This window comes from Mariniblastus fucicola, from assembly GCF_008087665.1.
GTDB lineage: Bacteria > Planctomycetota > Planctomycetia > Pirellulales > Pirellulaceae > Mariniblastus > Mariniblastus fucicola.
This window is the reverse complement of the sequence record NZ_CP042912.1, coordinates 6,010,889-6,032,143: the sequence shown is the minus strand read 5'-3', so window position 1 is coordinate 6,032,143 and position 21,255 is coordinate 6,010,889. Positions and strand designations below refer to the sequence as shown.

General features: G+C 52.2%; 19 protein-coding genes and 2 pseudogenes. 14 read left to right on the top strand and 7 right to left on the bottom strand.

Annotation, left to right across the window (positions count from 1 at the left end):
- Positions 1 to 155: 155 nt before the first annotated feature.
- The 14 genes and pseudogenes from MFFC18_RS22695 to MFFC18_RS25860 all read left to right on the top strand — a co-directional run bounded on the left by MFFC18_RS22695 (position 156) and on the right by MFFC18_RS25860 (position 14,405).
- Complete coding sequence (locus MFFC18_RS22695; RefSeq protein WP_075084480.1) at positions 156 to 680, top strand: sigma-70 family RNA polymerase sigma factor; 525 nt, start codon at positions 156 to 158, stop codon at positions 678 to 680.
- A 27-nt stretch (positions 681 to 707) separates the two neighbouring features.
- On the top strand, positions 708 to 2,138 hold the full coding sequence (locus MFFC18_RS22690) for a FecR family protein (RefSeq protein ID WP_075084481.1): 1,431 nt from the start codon (positions 708 to 710) through the stop codon (positions 2,136 to 2,138).
- Between the two features lie 176 nt (positions 2,139 to 2,314).
- A complete protein-coding gene (locus MFFC18_RS22685; protein WP_202907537.1) occupies positions 2,315 to 3,961 on the top strand; it encodes a UxaA family hydrolase in 1,647 nt (548 codons plus the stop codon).
- A 46-nt stretch (positions 3,962 to 4,007) separates the two neighbouring features.
- On the top strand, positions 4,008 to 4,235 hold the full coding sequence (locus MFFC18_RS22680; RefSeq protein ID WP_075084483.1) for an SDR family NAD(P)-dependent oxidoreductase: 228 nt from the start codon (positions 4,008 to 4,010) through the stop codon (positions 4,233 to 4,235).
- 145 nt (positions 4,236 to 4,380) lie between these two features.
- Positions 4,381 to 5,220, top strand: a pseudogene (locus MFFC18_RS25735) (ThuA domain-containing protein); the annotation flags it as partial.
- 246 nt (positions 5,221 to 5,466) lie between these two features.
- On the top strand, positions 5,467 to 6,921 hold the full coding sequence (locus MFFC18_RS25730; protein WP_075084500.1) for a glycoside hydrolase family protein: 1,455 nt from the start codon (positions 5,467 to 5,469) through the stop codon (positions 6,919 to 6,921).
- Between the two features lie 17 nt (positions 6,922 to 6,938).
- Positions 6,939 to 8,393: a sulfatase family protein gene (locus MFFC18_RS22665; RefSeq protein WP_084417113.1), complete on the top strand. Its 1,455-nt coding sequence runs from the start codon at positions 6,939 to 6,941 to the stop codon at positions 8,391 to 8,393.
- Between the two features lie 879 nt (positions 8,394 to 9,272).
- Positions 9,273 to 10,781: a hypothetical protein gene (locus MFFC18_RS22660; RefSeq protein WP_075084486.1), complete on the top strand. Its 1,509-nt coding sequence runs from the start codon at positions 9,273 to 9,275 to the stop codon at positions 10,779 to 10,781.
- A 10-nt stretch (positions 10,782 to 10,791) separates the two neighbouring features.
- A complete protein-coding gene (locus MFFC18_RS22655; RefSeq protein WP_075084487.1) occupies positions 10,792 to 11,814 on the top strand; it encodes an NAD-dependent epimerase/dehydratase family protein in 1,023 nt (340 codons plus the stop codon).
- Positions 11,815 to 12,115: 301 nt separating this feature from the next.
- On the top strand, positions 12,116 to 12,895 hold the full coding sequence (locus MFFC18_RS22650; protein ID WP_068267841.1) for an IS5 family transposase: 780 nt from the start codon (positions 12,116 to 12,118) through the stop codon (positions 12,893 to 12,895).
- Positions 12,896 to 12,941: 46 nt separating this feature from the next.
- The gene (locus MFFC18_RS22645; protein WP_075083593.1) at positions 12,942 to 13,139 is read left to right on the top strand and encodes a hypothetical protein; all 198 of its coding nucleotides are present in this window, start codon (positions 12,942 to 12,944) and stop codon (positions 13,137 to 13,139) included.
- A 266-nt stretch (positions 13,140 to 13,405) separates the two neighbouring features.
- Positions 13,406 to 13,876, top strand: a complete 471-nt coding sequence (locus tag MFFC18_RS22640; RefSeq protein WP_075083594.1) for a PA2169 family four-helix-bundle protein — start codon at positions 13,406 to 13,408, stop codon at positions 13,874 to 13,876.
- 41 nt (positions 13,877 to 13,917) lie between these two features.
- Positions 13,918 to 14,241 (top strand): annotated as a pseudogene (locus MFFC18_RS22635) (transposase); the annotation flags it as partial.
- Positions 14,242 to 14,282: 41 nt separating this feature from the next.
- Entirely contained in the window at positions 14,283 to 14,405 is a 123-nt protein-coding gene (locus tag MFFC18_RS25860) for a transposase (protein WP_157665091.1), read from the top strand.
- Between the two features lie 179 nt (positions 14,406 to 14,584).
- Here MFFC18_RS25860 and MFFC18_RS22630 read toward each other — a convergent pair whose 3' ends face one another.
- From MFFC18_RS22630 to MFFC18_RS22595, 7 genes are all read right to left on the bottom strand, one after another.
- The gene (locus MFFC18_RS22630) at positions 14,585 to 15,004 is read right to left on the bottom strand and encodes a hypothetical protein (protein WP_075083596.1); all 420 of its coding nucleotides are present in this window, start codon (positions 15,002 to 15,004) and stop codon (positions 14,585 to 14,587) included.
- Positions 15,005 to 15,054: 50 nt separating this feature from the next.
- Positions 15,055 to 15,384: an SDR family NAD(P)-dependent oxidoreductase gene (locus MFFC18_RS22625; RefSeq protein ID WP_202907521.1), complete on the bottom strand. Its 330-nt coding sequence runs from the start codon at positions 15,382 to 15,384 to the stop codon at positions 15,055 to 15,057.
- Between the two features lie 572 nt (positions 15,385 to 15,956).
- On the bottom strand, positions 15,957 to 16,319 hold the full coding sequence (locus MFFC18_RS22620; protein ID WP_075083598.1) for a hypothetical protein: 363 nt from the start codon (positions 16,317 to 16,319) through the stop codon (positions 15,957 to 15,959).
- Positions 16,320 to 16,995: 676 nt separating this feature from the next.
- Entirely contained in the window at positions 16,996 to 17,346 is a 351-nt protein-coding gene (locus MFFC18_RS22610; protein ID WP_075083601.1) for a hypothetical protein, read from the bottom strand.
- 67 nt (positions 17,347 to 17,413) lie between these two features.
- Positions 17,414 to 17,944, bottom strand: a complete 531-nt coding sequence (locus tag MFFC18_RS22605) for a hypothetical protein (RefSeq protein ID WP_148619059.1) — start codon at positions 17,942 to 17,944, stop codon at positions 17,414 to 17,416.
- A 177-nt stretch (positions 17,945 to 18,121) separates the two neighbouring features.
- Positions 18,122 to 18,787, bottom strand: coding sequence for a hypothetical protein (locus MFFC18_RS22600; RefSeq protein ID WP_148619058.1), 666 nt, complete (start codon positions 18,785 to 18,787; stop codon positions 18,122 to 18,124).
- A gap of 751 nt (positions 18,788 to 19,538) precedes the next feature.
- The gene (locus MFFC18_RS22595; RefSeq protein WP_075084112.1) at positions 19,539 to 20,459 is read right to left on the bottom strand and encodes a hypothetical protein; all 921 of its coding nucleotides are present in this window, start codon (positions 20,457 to 20,459) and stop codon (positions 19,539 to 19,541) included.
- Positions 20,460 to 21,255: the final 796 nt, after the last annotated feature.

The window sequence follows — 21,255 nt, the reverse complement described above, 5'->3', positions numbered from 1 at the left end:
AGTTTTGCAAGCTAATACGCAAGGTCGATTGAGGTTGTATCCTTGACCCATACTGGCTCGTTTCCGGCCATTCTGCATTTGAATAACGGGCAAGTAGGTAGCGCTCACGTGACAGCTGCCATGCCGAAATAGAAATCCCCAGGCACGAGAATTCGTTGAGCGACGACACCCAGGAAAATCTCATTCGCGACTTGGTGGCACAGTATCAAAGGCAGTTGCTTTTCTTCATCTTTGGGATTTATCCTAACCATGATGCTGCCGAGGATATTCTTCAAGAGACGAACAAAATCATCTGGACGAAGCGGGACGAATTCCAGCCAGGCTCAAATTTTTTGGCGTGGGCGAGAACCATCGCGAAGTTTCAGACGCTGAGCTATTTGAAGACCCGCAACTCCAAATCCTGGCTCCATTTCGATTCAAACGTGGTGTACGAATTGGCAAGGAAGCTGGAGGATCGAGATTCTCTCATTGAAGGTCGCAAGACTTACCTTGAGCAGTGCATGAGCTTGTTGGCCGAGAAGGACCAGGAACTTGTATTGAGAAAATACGAACTCCAAGAAACCAATAGAGAAATCAGTCGCGAAACAGGTCGGTCCGAAGGGGGACTGAAGCAGGCATTTTTGCGAATACGCCGGCTTTTGCGAGTCTGTGTCGAGCGAAAAGAAGCGGCAGCAGAATAGCGGAATTAACGAGCACTTGAGAAATTGATGTCAGATCGATTCAACAACGAAACAATAGACGAAGATCGCTTGATGATTCTTGTGGATGCGGCGCTCGATCAGTCGATTAGTCAGTCTGAGATCACCGAACTTGCGAGCATGCTTGCTGGCAATCCCAAGGCTCAGGATCTTTATTTGAGTGAGATTGAAACCGATTTTCTCCTCGGAGAACTTTCTCGGCATTCCAGTCAACTTGGCAATCCGGGCAATCCGAAAAAGTCTGGCGATCGACTGTTTCCCACTGTGGAAAGTGGTTCGGGCCAAAGCTCGCCTTTTGCATTCAAAGGGGCGTTGGGGAACCCGTTTTTGCTTTGTTTTGGATCCTTGGTGCTGCTGGGTTTGGCGTGGCTTTCGATCGCCAGTTTTGGCAATCTGAATTATCGCTCAGACGTCATTGCTCATGCCAAAGTCAAATCTGATAACGCAAAGTGGTTCATCGAAGAAACCGGCGAAGCGATGACTTCGGGATTGTGCAGCGGAGACGTTCTGCGAGTTGTCGAAGGTCGGCTGATCATCAAGTACGTCAACGGAGTCTCTGTCAATCTCGACGGTCCGGTTGCTTGCGAGCTTGTTTCTCCAATGGAAGTCAGAATGTTACTGGGAAGTCTGACGGCTGAAGTTCCGGATGGCTGCGAAGGGTTTTCTGTTGAAGCTCCGCGGGCGACAGTTGTCGATTTAGGCACAAAGTTCCGCGTCAACGTCGACCCTCAAGGGGGCACCGATGTGGTTGTCTATAAAGGCGAAGTTGATGTCGACTACCGCGCCAAGCCACAGCCGACCCAAAGGTTGAGGATGGGCGAGGCCGTCAGGCTTGATGCGTATGGTGCTGTCAGTCGGATTGAATCGATTCGAAACGATGAGTTCATCGATCCTCAAGCAACGCCTCGCGGAGTCTTGATTGAAGGAGTCAGGGACAGCTACGATCGTGACTCTTCGCTTAGCTACTACGAGATCGTCCAGAACGGCATGCGTGAAGATGCTTTGGCGTTTGTTGACCGTGAAGGCCACGAATGGAACGGGCTCGATAAATCGGGAATGCCTGCATACCTCGTGGGCGGAGATTACGTTCGGACGTTTAATAACGACAAAGCAGATGACAGCATCGAATTGAAACTCAACATAGCTGCTCCGTGCAAGCTTTACATCCTGTTTGACAATCGACTGCCCGTTGCTTCATGGCTTAAAGATGGCTTTAAAGATACCGGTGACGATATCGGGCTCGACAACGGCCCGTTCTTTTCCAGCGGCCAGTGGCATAACAAGGGTCCATCTGGAATCGGTCCGGGCCAGAGCATCGATGATGTTTTTTCGATATGGGTGAAAACTATCGATGCTCCAGGCGTCGTGACGCTCGGTGCCACCGAAGCGCCTATCTCGGAGCCCAACATGTACGGCATTGTTGCCGTTCCTTCAGAGTAATATCTGAAGATTCTTGCAGTCAAATGATGGGACCTCGCCTTGTTTGGCTGCTCCGCCGCTTTATGCTCAGGTGTGGCCAGGCATTTCTGTAGGCCTTGCCAATAAAAAAGGGAAAGCGGTTTTCGTGTTTTCCTTTCCATGTCAAACCGCAAAAACTTTCTGTTGGGATGGTGACTTTGTCTAGTTCGTTTCTTCGCGTAAACCCGGCTGATGATTTGATCGTCGCCCTTCAGGATCTTGAAGTCGGCACTGAAATTAAAATTGATTCATCCGAGCATTGTCGGATCGTCGAAGCGATTCCTCGCAAGCACAAGTTTGTCACCAGAGATGTTGCTCGCGGCGAACAGCTGAGGATGTATGGCGTTATCGTTGGAGAAGCTTCGCGAGATATTCCAGCAGGTTCTCTTTTGACGATGGAGAATCTTGATCATTCAAGCGAACCGTTTCACGCCAACCGGAAACAGATCGATTGGGCCGCGCCTGACGTAGGCGATTGGCAGCAATCGACCTTTCAGGGCTATCACCGCAGCAACGGTTCTGTCGGGACAGCGAACTATTGGATCGTGATTCCCACGGTTTTTTGTGAGAATCGAAACCTGCTCAAGATGAGCGAAGCATTGCACGGCGTGCTTGGCTACCAAACCAACTCAGGCTATCGCAACCTGGCTCAACGTCTTGCGAAAGCGTGGCAACAAGGTGCGACGATCGACCAGTTGGCTGCGTTGGATCCCGGTTCGCCAGGAGATTTGCCTGAGCGGTTGCTGCCGAACGTCGATGGGATCAAGTTTTTGACTCATGATGGAGGCTGCGGCGGCACCAGAGAAGACTCTCAAAACCTGTGCGGAATCCTGGCCGGATACGCATGCCATCCCAACGTTGCGGGAGTAACAGTGCTGAGTCTCGGATGCCAACACGCACAGGTTAGTATCCTCGAAGACGAAATTCAAAAGCGTGATTCGAACTTTGACAAACCGTTGTTAATATTTGAACAGCAGAAAGCCGAATCCGAATGGGACATGATGACTCGTGCGATTCGCGAAACGTTCGCAGGAATGGTGAAAGCCAACGAGCTCACTCGTCAGCCTGCTTCGCTGGATAAACTGATCGTTGGCGTCGAATGTGGTGCTTCGGATGGTTTCTCTGGCATATCAGCCAACCCTTTGATCGGTGCCGTTGCTGATCGCGTCGTGGGGCTTGGTGGCAGTGTGGTTCTGTCTGAGTTTCCAGAGCTATGCGGTGTTGAACAGGATTTGGTAAACCGCTGTACGTCACAAGAATTAGCGGATCGGTTCGTTGACATCATGCAGCGTTATGAGGCCCGCGCCGTGGCAGTGGGATCCGGCTTTGCAAAGAATCCTTCACCAGGCAACATCAAGGATGGTTTGATCACCGATGCGATCAAGTCCGCTGGCGCTGCCCTCAAAGGAGGTCGCTCACCCGTGAAAGATGTGCTCGACTATCCCGGCTGGGTTACGAAACGCGGGCTTAACCTGCTATGCACCGCGGGCAACGATGTCGAATCCACAACTGGCATGGCGGGTGCCGGAGCGAATCTGATTTTGTTTTCTACGGGACTTGGAACGCCAACCGGCAATCCTGTTTGCCCGGTGATCAAGGTCTCTAGCAATACAAAAACAAGCGAGTCGTTTTCGGATATGATCGACTTTGATGCCGGACCGATTATCGATGGATCGACCAGCATTCCCGAGCACGCCGCACAGTTGTTGAATCTGAGTCTCGAAGTCGCCAGCGGAAAACCGACTGCGGCGATGAAGCTTGGGCAGGATGACTTCATTGTTTGGAAGCGCGGCGTCAGTCTTTAGTGACTGACCGTGAAATTGGCCCGGCTGTTTGAAGATGCGTTTTAAGATGAATCGATTTGAGAACGAAGTTGCCGTTGTCACTGGAGGAGGATCCGTGATCGGCGCCGCGATTGCAATTCGTCTGGCCGAAGAAAGGGTCAACGGGGCGATCATTGAGCTCGAAGCTGGCAGAGGTCAAGAAACCGTTGATGCTATCGGGTCAGCAGGCTGGCAATCCGAAGTTTTCGCACGCGACGTTGGCGGCCACGAAGCCATCAGGCAGTCTTTCTCGTAAGTCGAATCAAAACTCGGCGCCGTCAATGTTCTTGTGAACAACGCCGGGATCTCTCACGTTGGACATCTTTCGAACACGTGACTCAGCTAAGATAGACACGACTGACCATTGAAAGTTTGAACGCACGCTCACATAAGAGGTAAAGATGTATCGCCTTGTTTGTACTCTGATTTTGATCCTGACGCCCAGCCTCGACGCGGATAGCCTTGTTTACGAAGGAACCGAGGGGGTCGGGCAGGGGAAGCATGTGGTGTTCATTGCCGGTGACCACGAATATCGCTCTGAAGAATCGCTTCCAATGCTGGCTCGAATCATGGCGAAACACCATGGCTTCAAATGCACGGTGTTGTTCAATATCGATCCCAAATCCGGAACGATTGCCGCCGGCAAGCCTTCAAACATCCCGGGGCTGGAAGCATTGGAAACGGCTGACCTTGCAGTTGTGTTCTTGCGGTTTCAGGACTTGCCAGATGACCAGATGAAGTTCTTCGATGACTATTTGAATCGCGGCGGCCCAGTTGTTGGAATGAGAACCTCGACACACGCGTTTCGAATTCCGACAGCCAAGACTTACTCCCGTTACTCTTTTGACAGCAAAGATGCGGCGTACGATCGAGGCTTTGGCCATCAGGTTCTCGGCCAAACTTGGGTTGGCCACTACGGCAAAAACCACTCACAGAGCACTCGCATTACCCCGATCGAAGATCAGGCAACACATCCGATTTTGCGCGGCGTCAAAGATGTTTGGGTTCAAGCGGGATGCTACGTTGGCAAGCCGGTCGACAGCGAAATCCTGACCATGGCTCAGCCGCTCAATGGAATGACTCTGGATTCCCCTGTCTCAAAAGAGCAGGAGCCGATGCCATCGGAATGGACGCGGATTTACAAGTCAACGTCGGGCGCGGAAGGCCGTGTTTTCACGACGCTCTATGGCACTTCGGAAGACATTACTAACGATGGATATCGCCGGATGTTGGTCAACGGCATGCTTTGGGCAATGGGCATGGAGGCAGCCATCACTGCTGACGCCAACATCAGTATCGTCGGCCCCGGCAAGCCCAATACATTTAACTTTAACGGTCACGCGAAAGGAATCGAGCCAGAATTTTATGCCGGATTTGAAAGCCCTGTTCCGGCACACAACAGAGTTCAAGAGCCAAAGAAGAAAACCCCGAAGGCCAAACCCTCAACAAGCCAGGGGAAAAGCTCCGTCAATCACCGGAAGCCAGAAATCAAAGACCGGACCGAGGACAAGAAAAACGATGACACTTGGATCGTTGATTCGCAGCAGCAATGGCAGCAGAACACTGAGTCTAAAAAGGGTTTGCAGCTGGCCAATGGGATGGCCAGGCCTGGGAAGCAGCAAGCGACGCTTCGCAGCAAAATAAAATCGTTTGACTCAAAACGTTCCGCCAAAGAAATTCAGATCGCTCAATCGCCAGAGTGGTTGAACTGGGAGCCAGTCAAAAATATTGGCCCGGTAAACCTTGGCGATGCCCCCGTGATGTTGCAACTTGGTCCGGGCAATTATTGGATGTTTGGACGCTACGGGATGCGGAAATCAAAAGAAAATTTCGTCGCGAAGGATGCCACGTTAAAAGGATTTGACTCGCCGCTAAAGACAACTCCATTTCGAAATCAGTTCGATGCAACTGGTGGCCTCAAGCCCGGCCAGAACGGGTATCACGCTTGGCAGAGCAACGACATGGTGAACTGGGTGCATCATGGTGCAATCACAGAAAAGTTTGCCAAGTGGATGACGACTGCCGAGTTCGCTGACGGCAGAGCGTATTTCTACTACGATTTTCCGAACGACCAGGATCCTCATGTGTACGTCGACGACGATCTGTTTGACGGAGTGCCGGGTGAGAATAAAGGCATGGCTTACGATGACCCGACTCACGGTTCGGACTGCGCGATCATTCGAGGGCTTGATGGAAAATTCCATTTGATCGTTGAGGACTGGAGCCCGATCAACGCGCGAGAGAATGCTTGGGATTCACCGCTCGCTGCTCACGCCGTCAGCCCAGACGGTGTTTCTGATTTCGAAACCGTCGCTCCGCCAATCGACGAACGAACCAAATCGACTGGCAAAACTGCGACGTACAAGCACCCACACTGGGTGAACGAAAATCCTGAGCGTTTCAAAACGAACGTTGCCAAGTACGAAGTTCATGAACCGAAACAAAATGCTTACGGAGATTGGGCGGCGATTTCCATCGGCGGACAGTACTACCTGTTCTGCGACTACGATCCGAAAGATTCCAGGGAAATGAGCGTTGGCTGGTTCACTTCGAGCAGTATTGATCAGCCATTTGAATGGTGCGGCAACATCGGCAAAGGCCACCCCGACCCCGATGTGATGTTTGCCGAAGGAAAGTTCTATCTCGCGACACAGCAGAAAGAAGACTTCGTCAGTCCCGGACCTTGGGTCGAATCGGTTGAAGTCCGCGTCGGCGTCGATACAGATAACGATAAAACAATCGACCAGTGGTCAGACTGGACCAGGGTTCAAGAGCGCTATGACTATGTCGATGGATTTGCAAAGCAGGTTGCTCGTGAAGCTGCGGCGATGGATCTTTCGGGGTTGCCTGCCGGATACGGATTTCAATTCGAGCTCAAAATCGAAGACACGACTTCGAACCGTTCCGTGCCGGTCATTGATCGAGTTGCGATCTCATTTTAACAATGGAAGACAGTCAAATGCTGAATAAGCCAGCTGTTGCGTTTACGGTGCTCTTTTTGTTGACCTTTGCTCAGGGCATTTGCTGGGGGCAGGGCGATCAAGTTGCTCCGCCGAACATCGTCGTCATCTTCGCGGACGATTTGGGATACGGTGACCTCGGATGCTACGGTGCAGAAAAAATTGCCACACCGAATATTGATCGTCTCGCCGAACAAGGGATGCGGTTTACCGATGCCCACGCGGCCGCGTCGCTCTGTTCGCCGTCTCGTTACGGTTTGCTCACTGGTACGTCTCCGTGGCGGTTGCACAAACGAGGCAACGGCTATCGCTTGAAACCGGGTCAAGTGACGATGGGTTCGTTCCTTCAGGACTCTGGCTACCGAACCGCAGCGATTGGGAAATGGCATCTGGGTTACAGCAAAGATTGGAATAAAGTTCCCATCACAGGGCCGCTGGAAGTTGGTTTTGATTATCACTTCGGCGTTCCTTCAAATCATAACGATTCCACCAGAGCGTTCATTGAGAATCACGATCTCGTTGGCAGGAAACCAGATGTTCCCTATCGCGTCGTCAAAGGCCAGGACTTTCCGGAAGGATTGGCTCAGCCTCGTGTTGAAGATCAAGTCGACACAATGTTGACCGGTAAGGCTGTCGAGTTCATCCGGAGAAATGCGGACAAGCCGTTCTTTTTGTACTTCACACCGTGTGCACCTCACACGCATGTCACGCCCGCAGCAAATTTTCGCGGCACCAGCAAAGCAGGTCTGTACGGCGATCATATTCAAGAACTGGATTCTCACGTAGGCGAAATTCTCGCGGAGCTAGACGAACTCAAACTCAGCCACAACACACTCGTCATCTTCACTAGCGACAACGGTTCAACGCCGAAAGACTTCAAGGGCACTCAAGGTGTCCGTTTGAACTTGGCCGACGATTCAGGAGATGTTCGAACGAAATTCAAAAGAGCCAAGGCCGATGCCAGGAAAATGGGACATATCACCAACGGTGCATGGAAAGACGGAAAGGGTAAGGCCTACGAAGGTGGGCATCGTGTTCCCTTTATCGCACGCTGGCCGGGCCAAATTGAACCTGGAACTGATTCCGATTGTGTTTTCAGCCTAACCGACCTGTTCGCGACTGCAGCCAGCATAGTGGACCGCGATTTGCCATCTGATGCTGCCGCAGATTCCTTCAGCTTGTTACCGGTATTGCGTGGCCAGAGAGAAAACATCGCGGATCGAGAAGCAATCTTCATTCTGGGCAATGGCAAAGACAGCGCCATCGCCGTTTGCACCGGCAAATGGAAACTGGTTGTGCGCTATGGCATCGACGAAGAACTGGGACACGAACTTTTTGATTTGGAAAGTGACCCTGGCGAACGCAATGAAATTTCAACCCAGTTTCCTGAAATAACGCAGAGCTTGCTTAGCGCTCTGGACGCCGCCGAGGCAGCTGGAAAGACTCGCAACTGAACGCTAGTCATCGCTGTCTGTTTCGCGAATCGAAGGCAGCGCCCCTCGCGTGCGGATCGTGATCGAGTGGTTTTTGCAATCCACGAATCTCAAAAATCTGGCTCAATTCTTTCCAATTGTTTATGTCCATTGCTGAACTCGTTCAGCTTGAACTGAGTGTTGCGACTCTTGTGGCTGTCTTGTTGTTTCAGTCAGCCTTTCATCTTCACACCGATCGGTTGTCCAAACGCCAAGTTAACTGCATTGGCCTTGGCGTTCCGGAACTCCAATTCGAGTCGCTCGACCTTGATTGGTCGTCGGGCGAATCGGTCCGTGAGAGTTAAGTCCGACTCCAGAAGGTCGATTGTTAGCAGCATTGCGCCGGACAGCGTTGCCATAGAAATGAAACGGTCGGCTTGGGCGCTGCGTGATTGGCAGCGAACGGATGTGAGCGCGTTGATGGGCTGTGTAAGGCAGCAATCGTATCGTCTGAGCGCTGGTTTCTTCCAAGCCAACAGAGAATAGAAGCAGGCAGGTGGTGGCGACTAAAGCTTTTCCAAGATGAGCGGTTGGTGATTTGGCAAACATCGATTCCTCATGGTGTAAATCAAGTGAGTTCAAAAAGCCATCGCCTCATTCCTGGATGTCTGTGGCGTGGCAGTCTCGGAATCCTCAGAAAGCAAATGGTGTGCCGGCGCCGCTTTTCTACCATCAATGCGACTCCATCAGGATTGGTGGTTCCTGCGCTGCCAATCAGATTCCAAAGGATCCAGCGTTTCTGCTGTATCGCCATGCATCGGCGCAATGGCATGCCGTTTGCCTAACGAATATTGGAGAACAAAAATTTTGATCCAGCTAAATATTCGCAAAGGGCGACCAGTGAGAGCACAACAATCAATATTGTCGGCGACCGTAATTATCCTGCTGGCAACGTCCAGTCTTGGCGTCGCCCAGTCGGCCGCTCCAGTTCGCATCCCTTCTGACGCCAATGCATTTACTTCGATGAATTACGTTTCGTTGAGGGAAAGCGAATGGGCACGTTCCAACAGCGTTGCCGCCGGTGATCTCATTGGAATGCCCGCGTCAGCAAAGCGAGTAACACTTGCCTCGAAAGTTGACTATGACTATTGGACTTCGTCGAAACCAGTTGTAGTTGCTGAACTCGATGTGGATCGCAATTTCGATCGCCTGCCCGCTCGCTTCGACGCACAACGCGATAATGTGGACGGTCGCAAGGCGTTGCAGCTAATATCTGGGGCAGTTGCGGTAGAAATGGATGCTGCTTACGCGATCGTACCGAACACTTCGCGGCAATCAGCGGCAAGACAGATTCGAAACCTGACCGATGCGAAACGAACGGGGCACGATTCAGCAGCATTGCACGCGGCAGCAGAATTCGCCAACGAGAGCGACGTTTTTGCCGTCATTGCGATGGATCTTCGCGACTCAATCCCCGGCAATGCGGTTTCCGAATATTGTGATTCGGCACGTTGTTTGGAAGCCGTGAATCGGGAAGCAATCCGAGGCATCCTTGGTGGCGTCGAGGGAGTCACGATTTCTATCGCCGCGACGGACGAACTTGGTGCTGACATTCGAATCCGTTTCGCGACAGATCCTTCTTTGCTGAAAGACGTCGCCGCGCCGTTGATCGATGACCTGCTGATCGGTTACGGCGCAAAATTGGAGAGCATTGAACGGTGGGAGACCAATATCGCCGACAATGTCGTGTCTTTAAAAGGCGAACTTTCATTCGACGGACTCAACGATTTAATGGGGCTTGTGGTGCAAGATCCGCAGATTCCCAAAGCTGTCAGAGAACTATCCAGCGCGTTGAATCTGAGTGACGCCGAGTCGGCAAGCCAGTTTCGCGAGAATAGAGCAAAGATGGCGGCTGAAGGTCAAGCCACGGTAGGGTATATGCTGAGAATAAGGCGTCTGTTGGGATCGTTACAAAACAGGACTGGAATCAGTGCCAGCCAGTCCCGTTTCTGGCTTGATCGATACGCGTTACGAATTCAGCAAATCGACGACGAAGAGGTTGACGAGATCGCAACCAAGTTTGCTGATCGAACGACCAACGCACTACGCTCGATGGCCGACACGCTTCAATCGACAGAAATTGATCGTTATCGCTCGCGAAATGGCTTGGCAACAACTTGGTTGCCAGCGGCCGGTCTACGGTCTTTATCGTACGGTCGAGTCCCAGTGCAACGACAGGGCAACTTTTTTGGCGGCTACGGGCTCGCGGCCTTCGCGATCGGCCGAGCGCTAGAGCGTGACGCGGAAACGGATGCGTTTCGAAGTGTGAAGCGATCGGGATTCGCGGTCGTCAGAGACTACAACGTTACAGGCGATGCCATCGGCGAGAAATATGGAATCAGCTTTCAGCCGTGGACACCGATTCGATAGAAAGTTTGTCATGAAGATCTTTCTAACCGGGGCGACAGGGTTCCTTGGCAACAACTTGCTAAGGCAACTGCTGTCTCGCGGACACCAGTGTGAAGTCGCCGTGCGTCGCTCCTCTCTTCGCGCTCCTCTGTCAGGGCTGAATGTAGCGACAAGCGAGGTTGATCTGACATCACTTGGCGATGTTGACCGTAGTGTCCGAAATGCAGATGTTGTGATTCACGCGGCGGCCTTGATCCACATTGGCTGGTCAAAACTCGACGAGTCGATGCGCTTTAATGTTGAATCGACGCGAGCCTTGGCAGAGTCCACAAAGCGTCGTGGCAAGCGGATGATTCAAGTCAGTACAGTTGATGCGTTGGCCGCAGCCCATACGACGAAACTACCTTCGGAGAACGACCGATTTCCAGCCAAACCGGATTGCGCTTATGTCCGCAGTAAGCGTCGAGCGGATGAGATCTTTCGCAATCAATTGAAAGAGGGTCTGGATGGAATCATTGTTCATCCGGGTTTTATGATTGGCCCTTGGGACTGGAAACCATCGTCTGGAAAAATGTTGCTCTCCGTAGCAAAACACTTTTGCCCCTTCGCACCTGGCGGCGGTTGCAGTGTCGTTGATGTGCGGGATGTTTCTCGAGGAATCATCTCAGCAATGGAGAACGCATCAACCGGTGAAACTTACGTGCTTGGTGGAGAAAACTTAACATACTTGTCGCTGTGGAGCAGGATCGCAGACGCGGTCGGAAAACAGCCTCCCCGTTCGTCGCTCAACCATCAGGCCGCGAAAATTATCGCAGTGGCAGCCGACGCCTATGGACGGATAACGGGTGTCGAGCCCACGGTCAATTCCGCATCGATCGAAATGGGACAATTGCTTCACTGGTACTCTAGCCAGAAAGCGGTAGATGATTTGAGTTACCGAATCAACAGTGTTGACAATGCGATTAACGACGCATTTCGCTGGTTTCGCAACCATGGATACTTGGAGATCCAAGGTAAGCGTTCCAGCAAGGTAGACGTTTTGTCGACCAGCTAAACACCGGCGCGCGGCTTGCTTTGGTTGTTGCCGGACAGCGGGCCTGTTGAGTTGATTCATTGGCTTGGCAATTGAAGTACGTTTAAGGAGACAGAAAGATGACGCTCACTTACCTTTTGGCAAATAAAGACACGGAAATGCTGGAAACAACAGTATTCAACAGCGAAGAAGGAGACGCTGTCGCTGTATTCACAGATAGAAAGCAGGCTGAAACTTAGAAGGTGTTTTGAAATTGCTCTGAGTTGAAAAAATCGCTACAGCCCCGTTTGCATTTAAACCGTAAACGGAAGGAGCCGTAGCGATGAGTATTGAGTATCCCAGCAGTCTCAGTGATGATCAATGGCGATTGCTTCGTCGTCTGATTCCGCCAGCAAAACTTCGCGGCCGCAAACGAATCGATCGGCGTCAAATTGTCGATGCGATATTGTATTGGTGTCGAACGGGCTGCCAGTGGCGGTTGCTTCCGGACTGCTTTCCGAATTGGAACACGGTTTATGGAGTTTATCGAGCTTGGCGTATTGATGGGACATGGCAACGCATTCACGATCGTCTTCGCGAAAAGGTACGCCGCAAAGAAGGCAGGAAGCCAACGCCAACAGCAGCCATCATTGATTCGCAAAGCATTCGCAGTGCTGAAGGAGGAGAATTACGCGGGTATGACGCGGCGAAACGAATTACCGGACGAAAGCGTCACATCCTGGTGGATACGTTGGGGCTTGTGATGGTCGTTGTTGTCCACTCGGCCGATCTACAAGACTACGAAGGTGCACATCTTGTTCTTGAAAACATCAGACAGAAGTTTCGTCGGCTTCGAGTCATCTTCGCGGACTCGATTTACGGGCGGGCTGATTTGCCGGAGTTCCTGAAGCAATGGTATCGTGTCATCTTGCAAACCGTTAAGCGTCCGGTCGAAGCCGAAGGGTTCGTTGTCTTACCCAAGCGATGGATCGTTGAACGGACTTTCGCATGGCTTGGAAAATTCAGAAGGCTCTCAAAGGACTATGAAAGACTGACTCAAAACAGCGAAACTGTCATACGAATCGCAATGATTCAATTCATGCTAAACAGGCTGGAAAAATAATTTTAAAACACCCTCTTACATCGAAGCTGCCGGATGGGACGACGACATGGTCGTCGCAGAACTGAACTCCATAGCGTTTATCGAATGGTTGATTCAATGTTTCAAGAGTGACGTCAAGGTAATGGCTGTGGACCCCAAACGGGAGGATCAGGAGAAGGGACTGCGAATCAGCACATTGAACATCGAGTCGCAGCTAGAACACGCGGGCGATCACATTTTCCTTGTTGCCAATCGTGATTTCTAGATGCCCTCAAACGCTCACATGACCATCGGGCCACGATCAGGGCGCCGCCTCAACGATTCATTCACGGCAACCCTGTGGACTTGCAACAAAATGGACCGAATGTTGGTGTCGCAAGAGCCACTTCGGGTCGTCAGGAGTCATCAAGTTTCAGGATGCCGGCACAAAATGGGTAATTGTCGATCGCGAGTTGCGAAAGTACAGCGTTGGCACGGCAAATGCATCATTGTGATTTGCCTATAACGATTCACTACAGAAGGAGTTTATTCATGTCTTTAGAAACTAAAACAAATCTCGACGAATCCACAGTAAGCGGTATTCAAAAACTGATTCGCTACAACATCGATTCCGCAAATGGTTTCCGGGAAGCGGCGGAGGACATTGAAACAGATTCGATTGCGTCGCTGTTTCGTGACTTGGCAGTGGAGCGTAAGGACCTTGCTGCTGAGCTACAAACGCATGTACAGTTTAACGGCGAAAACCCAGTCGATTCCGGATCCGCAATGGCAGCAGTGCACCGAGCATGGATTAACGTCCGAGGCATGCTCAACGGTGGAGCAGCTCATCCAATTCTCTGCGAAGCTGAAAAGGGTGAAGACTATATCAAGGCAGCCTACGAAGACGTACTCAAGGACACTGCCGGGAGTGCGATGAATGACGTCTTGACGCAGCAGTACGCAAAAGTCAAAGCCGGTCATGATCGTGTTCGCGACTTGCGTGACACCGTTAAAGCAAGCTAGTCGAACTGCCGACTTGAATAGTAAAAGAGGTACGCCAATTTTTGGCGTGCCTTTTTTCTTGCGCACCGAAAAAGTTGCGATTGCGTCGCAGCGAAGGTGACGACACGTCAACAGGGATTCGCTACCTGTTTCTCCAGAACTACGACAACCTCAAGGAATCAAGCCAGCAGCGTCTTGGTGCATTGTTCTCTTTCAGGCTCGAAACTGGCAAGGCATGGACTTACGAAGAGATGCTTCGCGATCTTTGGCATCACGACACCGCCAGGGAGGCGAAAGAGTTTTTCAGGTGGTGGTACCGCAAGGTGATTCACACTCGGCCTGAGCCAATGAAGAAAGTCACACGCACGATGAAGTCTCGCATCGACAACATCGCAGCTACTGCACCTTTGCCGGAATATCGAACGGCGTGGCTGAGGGGATCAACAGCAAGATTCAATCCATCAAACGCCGCGTCGGTGGCTACAGACACAGGATGCACTACAGGACGGCTATCTTTTTCTACTGCGGCGAACTAAAGCTAGACCCATGAAGATCCGCGATGGACCGAAAATGGCCACTTGCCGAGGTTCGGCAAGTGGCTAAAAGTGGAGGCGGCGGGAAAGCGAGAAATACTTCTGAGAATGGTCTTCTTTGGTTGATTTGAGACTGTGAAACACGAGGCGAAATCAATTCCGAAGATTCTCAGTCCTCATGCAATCGGAACGATTTTTATGTAATCGGACGTGTGTTTCCAGGGGTGTTCTGATGACAGCTTTCGGATTTCTCTTTCCAATTCTGGATCAACTCGTGAAGCCGTGGTTGAAGCCGACGGATATGGCGTTTGATTGTTGGTATTCTGGCTAGATTGATTGCTATGTAAATTTCAGAAGCGTCAAACTTGTAGAGAATCCAAACAAACTCCACCGTGTAGTCCGGCGTCATCTTCAAAAGTGAACGCCTTGCGGAATTGAGTTCAGACTTGTCTGGCTTCCACTTGGCACCGTTACTGGCCAATAGATAGAGCATTTTCAAGCACTCGCGAGTCGCTTCCGAATCGTGACCGTTGTCTTGGTGATTCAATTCCCAGTTGTAGATCCGAAGACGAATTCTCCACTCAAGCCGGGAGACAATTCCTGAATAATCGAACATGGTCTCTCCTCGTTGATTGTTGTTGATGGGTGATAAGTTATCGGTGCTGTTTATCGCAGTCCGCCGGATGCAAGGATTACTTCGCCGGTCAGCCAGCCCGCATCGTCCGACGCGAGGAAGGCAACGACTTTGGCGATGTCCGGTGGAGTTCCGATGCGACCCGGCGGCGTCACTGCCACCAGTTTCTGCTCGAATTCACTGCCCGTGCCGTACAGTCCGGCTGACAGTGTCCCTTCGCTTAGCGTCGCACCGGGATTGACCGAGTTGACTCGGATGCCGCGAGGAGCCAGTTCTTTCGCGAGTACTCGGGTGATCGCATCAATCGCACTCTTGCTCGCAGCGTAGATCGAATAACCGGGCGGGCACATCCACGAAGTCACCGGAATCCTCGTCGAACAGCAAGCCATCGGTCAGTTTGGCCAGAGCACCAGCGGCGTAAAGAGCGCAAACCAGTTCGCGAATGTCTGAGTGAGTCGCAAAGGTCACGGCGTGAGTGCGATCACCGACCGCATCGGGCGGTCGCCGAACGCATTTTCAGCAGTATCGAAGTATAACTCGAAGCCTGACGGTTTGTCGTCAACACCGCTGGCAGGTACCCAGTGAAGGCGGGCAAGTCGTCAACCTCCGGGTCGAGCTTGACTTTGAGGCCAGCAGCATCAAGAGCGGTTTGCCATTCGCTGACGGTCGGCAGTTGCTCACGAACAAAGAGAAAGGTGTCAACTGACATTCGATGAGGTCGCCTAACGGAAGGTTTTTGCGACACCGCTTCTCTCCGAAGGCAAAAAGCGTCGCAACGCAAAGCAGTTTACCAGCAAGAAACTACGTTGCCAAAGAGGCGGTGTCCACGGCGTGGCAAACCAAAACGCGACAACGAAGCGAACGAACGTGGCAAACCGAACGAGTCTCCACCGACGAAGCCGTGGCCTTGCGTAAAAACCATGTTAGGCGACCGTCAGATTGGGATATCGCAGTGTCGCGGTTCGCCCAAATCACCGATTGATGGCAGCCATGTGGAAAGGATTGATTCGGCAATCGCCACATCAGCAACCGTGATGCATTGCAACGTGAGCAACTGCTCCGGATGAACGTCGAGATCACGGTCGATCAATTCGCGATTCACCTCGAATCGCCGCAGGACATAGAGAACGTCGTGCGATCCAAGAAAGGCGTAACGCTTGATACCGCCCGGAATGTCTGAAGGATTGAATCGCCAGACACCGACGAATGCACGCAAAGTGTCAAAGGAGGCGGAAACCTCCACAGCAGCCTGACCGATTGAGTCGAGAATCTCGACAACGTGGTCGGGAAGTGCCATTGGTTAGGTCGCCTGACGGAAGGTTTTTACGACACCGCCCTAAACGAAGCGTGCGATGTCTGAACTACAAGAGATTATACCAATGCCAGCCAGCGCGACCAACCAAGGAAGGTGTGCCCGAAGAGTCTCAGCGTAAACACCATGTTGTGCGACCGTACGCTAGAACCCGAAGAAGTCTCCACGTGCGTATGGGCGGAACCAAAACGACAGTACGGAACGAAAAACATTCGACAACGCAAACGTGCACACAACCACGAAGAACATGGCGATGACCTTAGTGCCGATGTCACGACCGCGTAGCGACAGCAGTGAGTACCGGATTGAGGCAACAGCAGCGATTGTTGGCAAGATGTCGCTGGTTAGAGAGACAAACGGGCCGCCGGGGACAATCCGCGCCGCTGTGCCGCCAAACAGTACGGAAAACACAGCGAGGCCGATAATGCGCGCGAGGTGAGACGGCTCCGCTGGCGGTTGATGCTTACCAGCCGTATCGTTCACCGTCGACGGAGATTCGTATGGATTCTCAATTGGTTTAGGTCGCACAACGGAAGGTTTTACGACACCGCCCTGAACGAAGCGAACGATGCCTGAACTACGGAAGACTCTACCAACAGAGGGAGGCTTGAACAAACGGCAGCGGTGCGCCGAAGGCCTAGCGTAAAAACCCTGTTGGGCGTCACATTGATCCGTCGGGCGGACGCTGATGTGTCAAATAGAGTTCACGGTCCGCACCGTTCGAGCGTAAGCCGAGCACGTTGCCAACCTTGAACGTCTTGATTTGGCGGAGGTAGTCGTCGAAGTCAGAGAGGAGTTGTTCGACGTCCGGAATTTTTGCGCCAGAATCAACGTATCTCGCAAACAGGGCGTTAGCGTCAAGGTCGCGTCCCGTGTACGAGACGCAGGAGAATTCAGCGACACCAGAACCGTCAATCGCAGCGAACACGTTAGGGTCGTCGGGGTTCGGCGATGGAATCACGAACCCGCCGACACGCGTCGAAACACGTCCGAGCTTGACAGCGGAGAGCATCTTCTTGGTAATGGTTGCCAATGTGATAGCCTGTGACGCCCAGCGTAAAAACCATGTTAGGCGACCCTTAGCGCTGGATTCGACCTTTGGTCTTGCGAGTTTCGTACGTAGGCCAGAAGTAGCGACCGTCGAATTCTTCGACGACCATAAAGGCTTCTGGCGCGAGCGGCAATTGTGCGAGTGTGCCATCATCACGCAATTCAGACATCACGGCGAGCAGCATTTCTCCAAACACCGCGTTAACGGTTTCATCGCCAGAGGAGTTTTGGAGTGTGCAAGTCGTCCCATCGTGTTTGGTGACATTGATGGTTTTGCCATCCCAGATCGCCTCATATGCCGAAAGCCATTTCGGGAACGGGAGCATGTTTTCGTCATTGGCGATGTGAAGTGTCCATTCGCCATCAACCTCAGCTTTGGGGCGAGTATTGAACACGAGGTTCATGTAGCCGCCCTGTTCGGCGTAGAAGCCAATGGTGATGAGTGAAATTGGGTCGTCATCCTCGCCGGGGCCGAGGTTCTCGTAGACAGGATAGTTCTTGATCCGCTGTTCGATGTATTTGCGAACCTTGCGAGCGTCGGATTGGAGGTTGAGCTTCATTCGACTGGGTCGCACAACGGAAGGTTTTTACGACACCGCCCTAAGCGAAGCAAGCGATGTATGAACTACAAGTAATTCTACCAAGTCCAGCGAGCGTTGCCAAAGGACGAAGGTGTGCCGAAGGCCCCAGCGTAAAAACCATGTTGTGGGACACCGGAACCTAACGATAGGTGTTGCTTAAAAGGTTGCGTCTCCCAGCAGCCCCAACAACTGCGCGGAATCATTCTCGATTGCCCAAAGCTCCGCCTTAACGCCACCAGCGAGCGATCCCCACGAGAGCCCCCAGGTAGCAATTGCAGATTTTGCACCAACAGGCACGGCATATTCTGAGTGTTCGAGCCAAAATGAATCGGGCGATGGATCAAATTCAACGTCCCAATTTTGGAAGCAATACCACCATTGCGCATCTTCTGGTTCGTCGTACAGCGTATTCCATTCACGAAGTTCGACCGGCGTCAGAAAAACAGCATTCCGATACTCGGATGGCCATTCGTTCCTTACGAGTGGCAGCACGCTGAGCGGAGCAGTGAAAAATGCAGCGCAAAAGTTGCCGCTTTGCGGCACACGTTCAGCGGGGGCGATCTTTGGTGCCAGAATCTGACGTGCAAGCAAGTCGTTGGCTGAAAATTGACCGTCAGCTGGGTTCGGGGCCGTTGAACGTTTCGCGTCTTCAAACTCTTTGAGTCGGGGAAACCATTTGTCGAAGAGTTGGGATGATTCGGTCAGTTTCCCAAGGAAGAACCGTGCGAATTCCAGATTCTCCTCGCGAGCCACCCACTTGATGCGTTCAGGTGATTCGCCAAGACGTTCGATTTCCTCGAGCATGTCTTGCGGTAGTTCCACGGTAGGTCGCCCAACGGAAGGTTTTTACGACACCGCTTCTCTCCGAAGCCAGAAAGCGTCGCAACACCAAACAGTTTACCAAAAAGAATCAACGTTGCCAAAGAGGCGGTGTCCACGGCGTGGCAAACCAACACGCGTCAACGGAGCGAATGCACGTGGCAAGCCAAACGACTCTCCAAGGACGAAGCCGTGGCTTTGCGCAAAAACCATGTTAGGCGACCGGTGATGTTCGTTTAGTTCTCCGCGTAGGTTTTGAACGACCGAGATCGGGGGGAAGTCTCAATATGAATGCGACCGCACATAGGACAGCGGTAGAGGAACCGCGTCCAGGAATCGGAGTTTGAAAGTATATCCTCGATGACGTCAGCGTCGTCTTTTTGCGCGAATCGCGGTTGCGGCACGTTCGGACCGTAGAATTCGGTGAGCCATTCTGAACGGCGGCCCGTTCGCACGGCGTCAAGGAATGCGCGAATGGTAACGGTTCGATTGTCAATGTGCAGGTCAGCATCGGAATCGAGGACAACGTATCCAGCATGTTCCGAAGGAGGGATTATCGCGATGCTGTGACCACAGGTGCAGTTGAAAGTGTGCATCGGATTTAGTCTAGGTCGCCTAACGGAAGGTTTTTACGACACCGCCCTAAACAAAGCGAACGACGCCTGAATTAAGAACGATTGTACCAAGGCCAGCCCGCGTTGGCAAAGTTGGAAGGTGTGCTGAAGGCCTAGCGTAAAAACCATGTTATGCGACCCTAGGCATCAGGAACGGTGTAATTGTCGCGAGGTGCCCAATTGCCGTCGCCCAAGAATTGAGCTACCCGATCCGCGAGTGACACGTTGCATGAGTTACCGAACGCAGAGTCGCCAGCATCAATGAAGTTGGCATTGTTCAATATGTCATTTACGGCTTTGGGGAAGTCAGACATCAAGTTGCGGAACAGAACCTGAGATAAATGATAGCTGAGTTCCTGTCCGTCGTCGGGCGAGTAGAACGATTCCCCCGACCAGAACCCGTCAATCGTCTGAGAATTCCAGTAGGTTCGATGGCGGCGCAGTATTTCATGATCCACCATGAAATAGGATGAATCCATCACAACGTCTTCGATGACCTGTGTTACACCTTCGTTGACCCAGAGCGGCAACGGCAAGTGGCGTAACAAAGCGTGATTTAGCTCGTGAGCGATAACTCGCTCGTAGTCGTCGCCATATGCAGGATATATCGCAAAGTGTCCGTATCCAACGTCGAGAAACATTCCGCCAGACAGGGCGAATTCGCCCTCGTCCGGGTAAAAGTCGGTAACGTAGTCGTAATAGCTATCAGTGTCAGCAAACAGCAAGACTACGTGTTTGCCGAAGCCTTGATCGCTGGCAACACCGTTGAGCGTTTTAAGGATGACTCGTCGAGCACGCTCGGAAGATGATAGAACCCTCTGACCGAGCGAGTGGTCTGCTGCGAGGAGCAGGAATTCGGGTGATTCATGCAACGCGTAATCGCGGGGCAGTGAGTCGGCGAGACGAGTGAGCCAGTCACGGGCGATTTGCGTCCATGATTCGTCAAGTGATGTCGGGTCAAGGTTAGTGTCGGCCCAATGGTAGATGACGTCCCACTTCGGACGCGGTAAACCCTCGCGAACGTCGATTGCATCAGGGATTTGCGAGAGCGAGTCTTCCATCAGATTGGATTGGGTCGCCTGACGGAAGGTTTTTACGACACCGCCCTGAACGAAGCGAGCGACGCCTGAACTGAGAGGAATTGTACCAAAGCCAGCCCGCGTTGACAAAGTTGGAAGGTGTGCCGAAGGCCTCAGCGTAAAAACCATGTTGGGCGACGCTGAACTACGGTACGCGTTCCAATCCATCGTGGTTCAGGCCCAGCGAGTGGAATTCTTCTATGCCGTTCCGAACCCAAGTGTAGTCGATCCACGGCGCGTCCCAGTCGTCAATCTCGGTCACGGTTAGTATTGTGGCCTCTGCTACCAGATGTTCATACAGCTCGCGCGTCTCGTCGTGGAGGCGGTATGTGTCCGGAGCACCCGCGAAGTCCTGCGGCATATGTGCAATGCGCACACGGTCACCAACACGAAGGCTGCGCCAAAGTTCAACCATAGGATTAGATTGGGTCGCCTGACGGAAGGTTTTTACGACACCGCTTCTCTCCGAAGTCAACAAGCGTCGCAACACAAAACAGTTTACCAAAAAGAAACCACGTTGCCAAAGAGGCGGTGTCCACGGCGTGGCAAACCAATACGCGACAACGGAGCGAACAGACGTGGCAAACCGAACAAGTTTCCTAAGACGAAGCCGTGGCTTTGCGTAAAAACCATGTTGTGCGACCGTAAACTAGTGGACGAGGTATGCGTATGCCATAAACACCAGAAACAAGAAGCACAGGGAAAGCCCGATTGCTGATCGGCGGAAACCACGTTTGGATGTGCGAATCGACAAGAATCGCAATCCGGCAAGAATCGC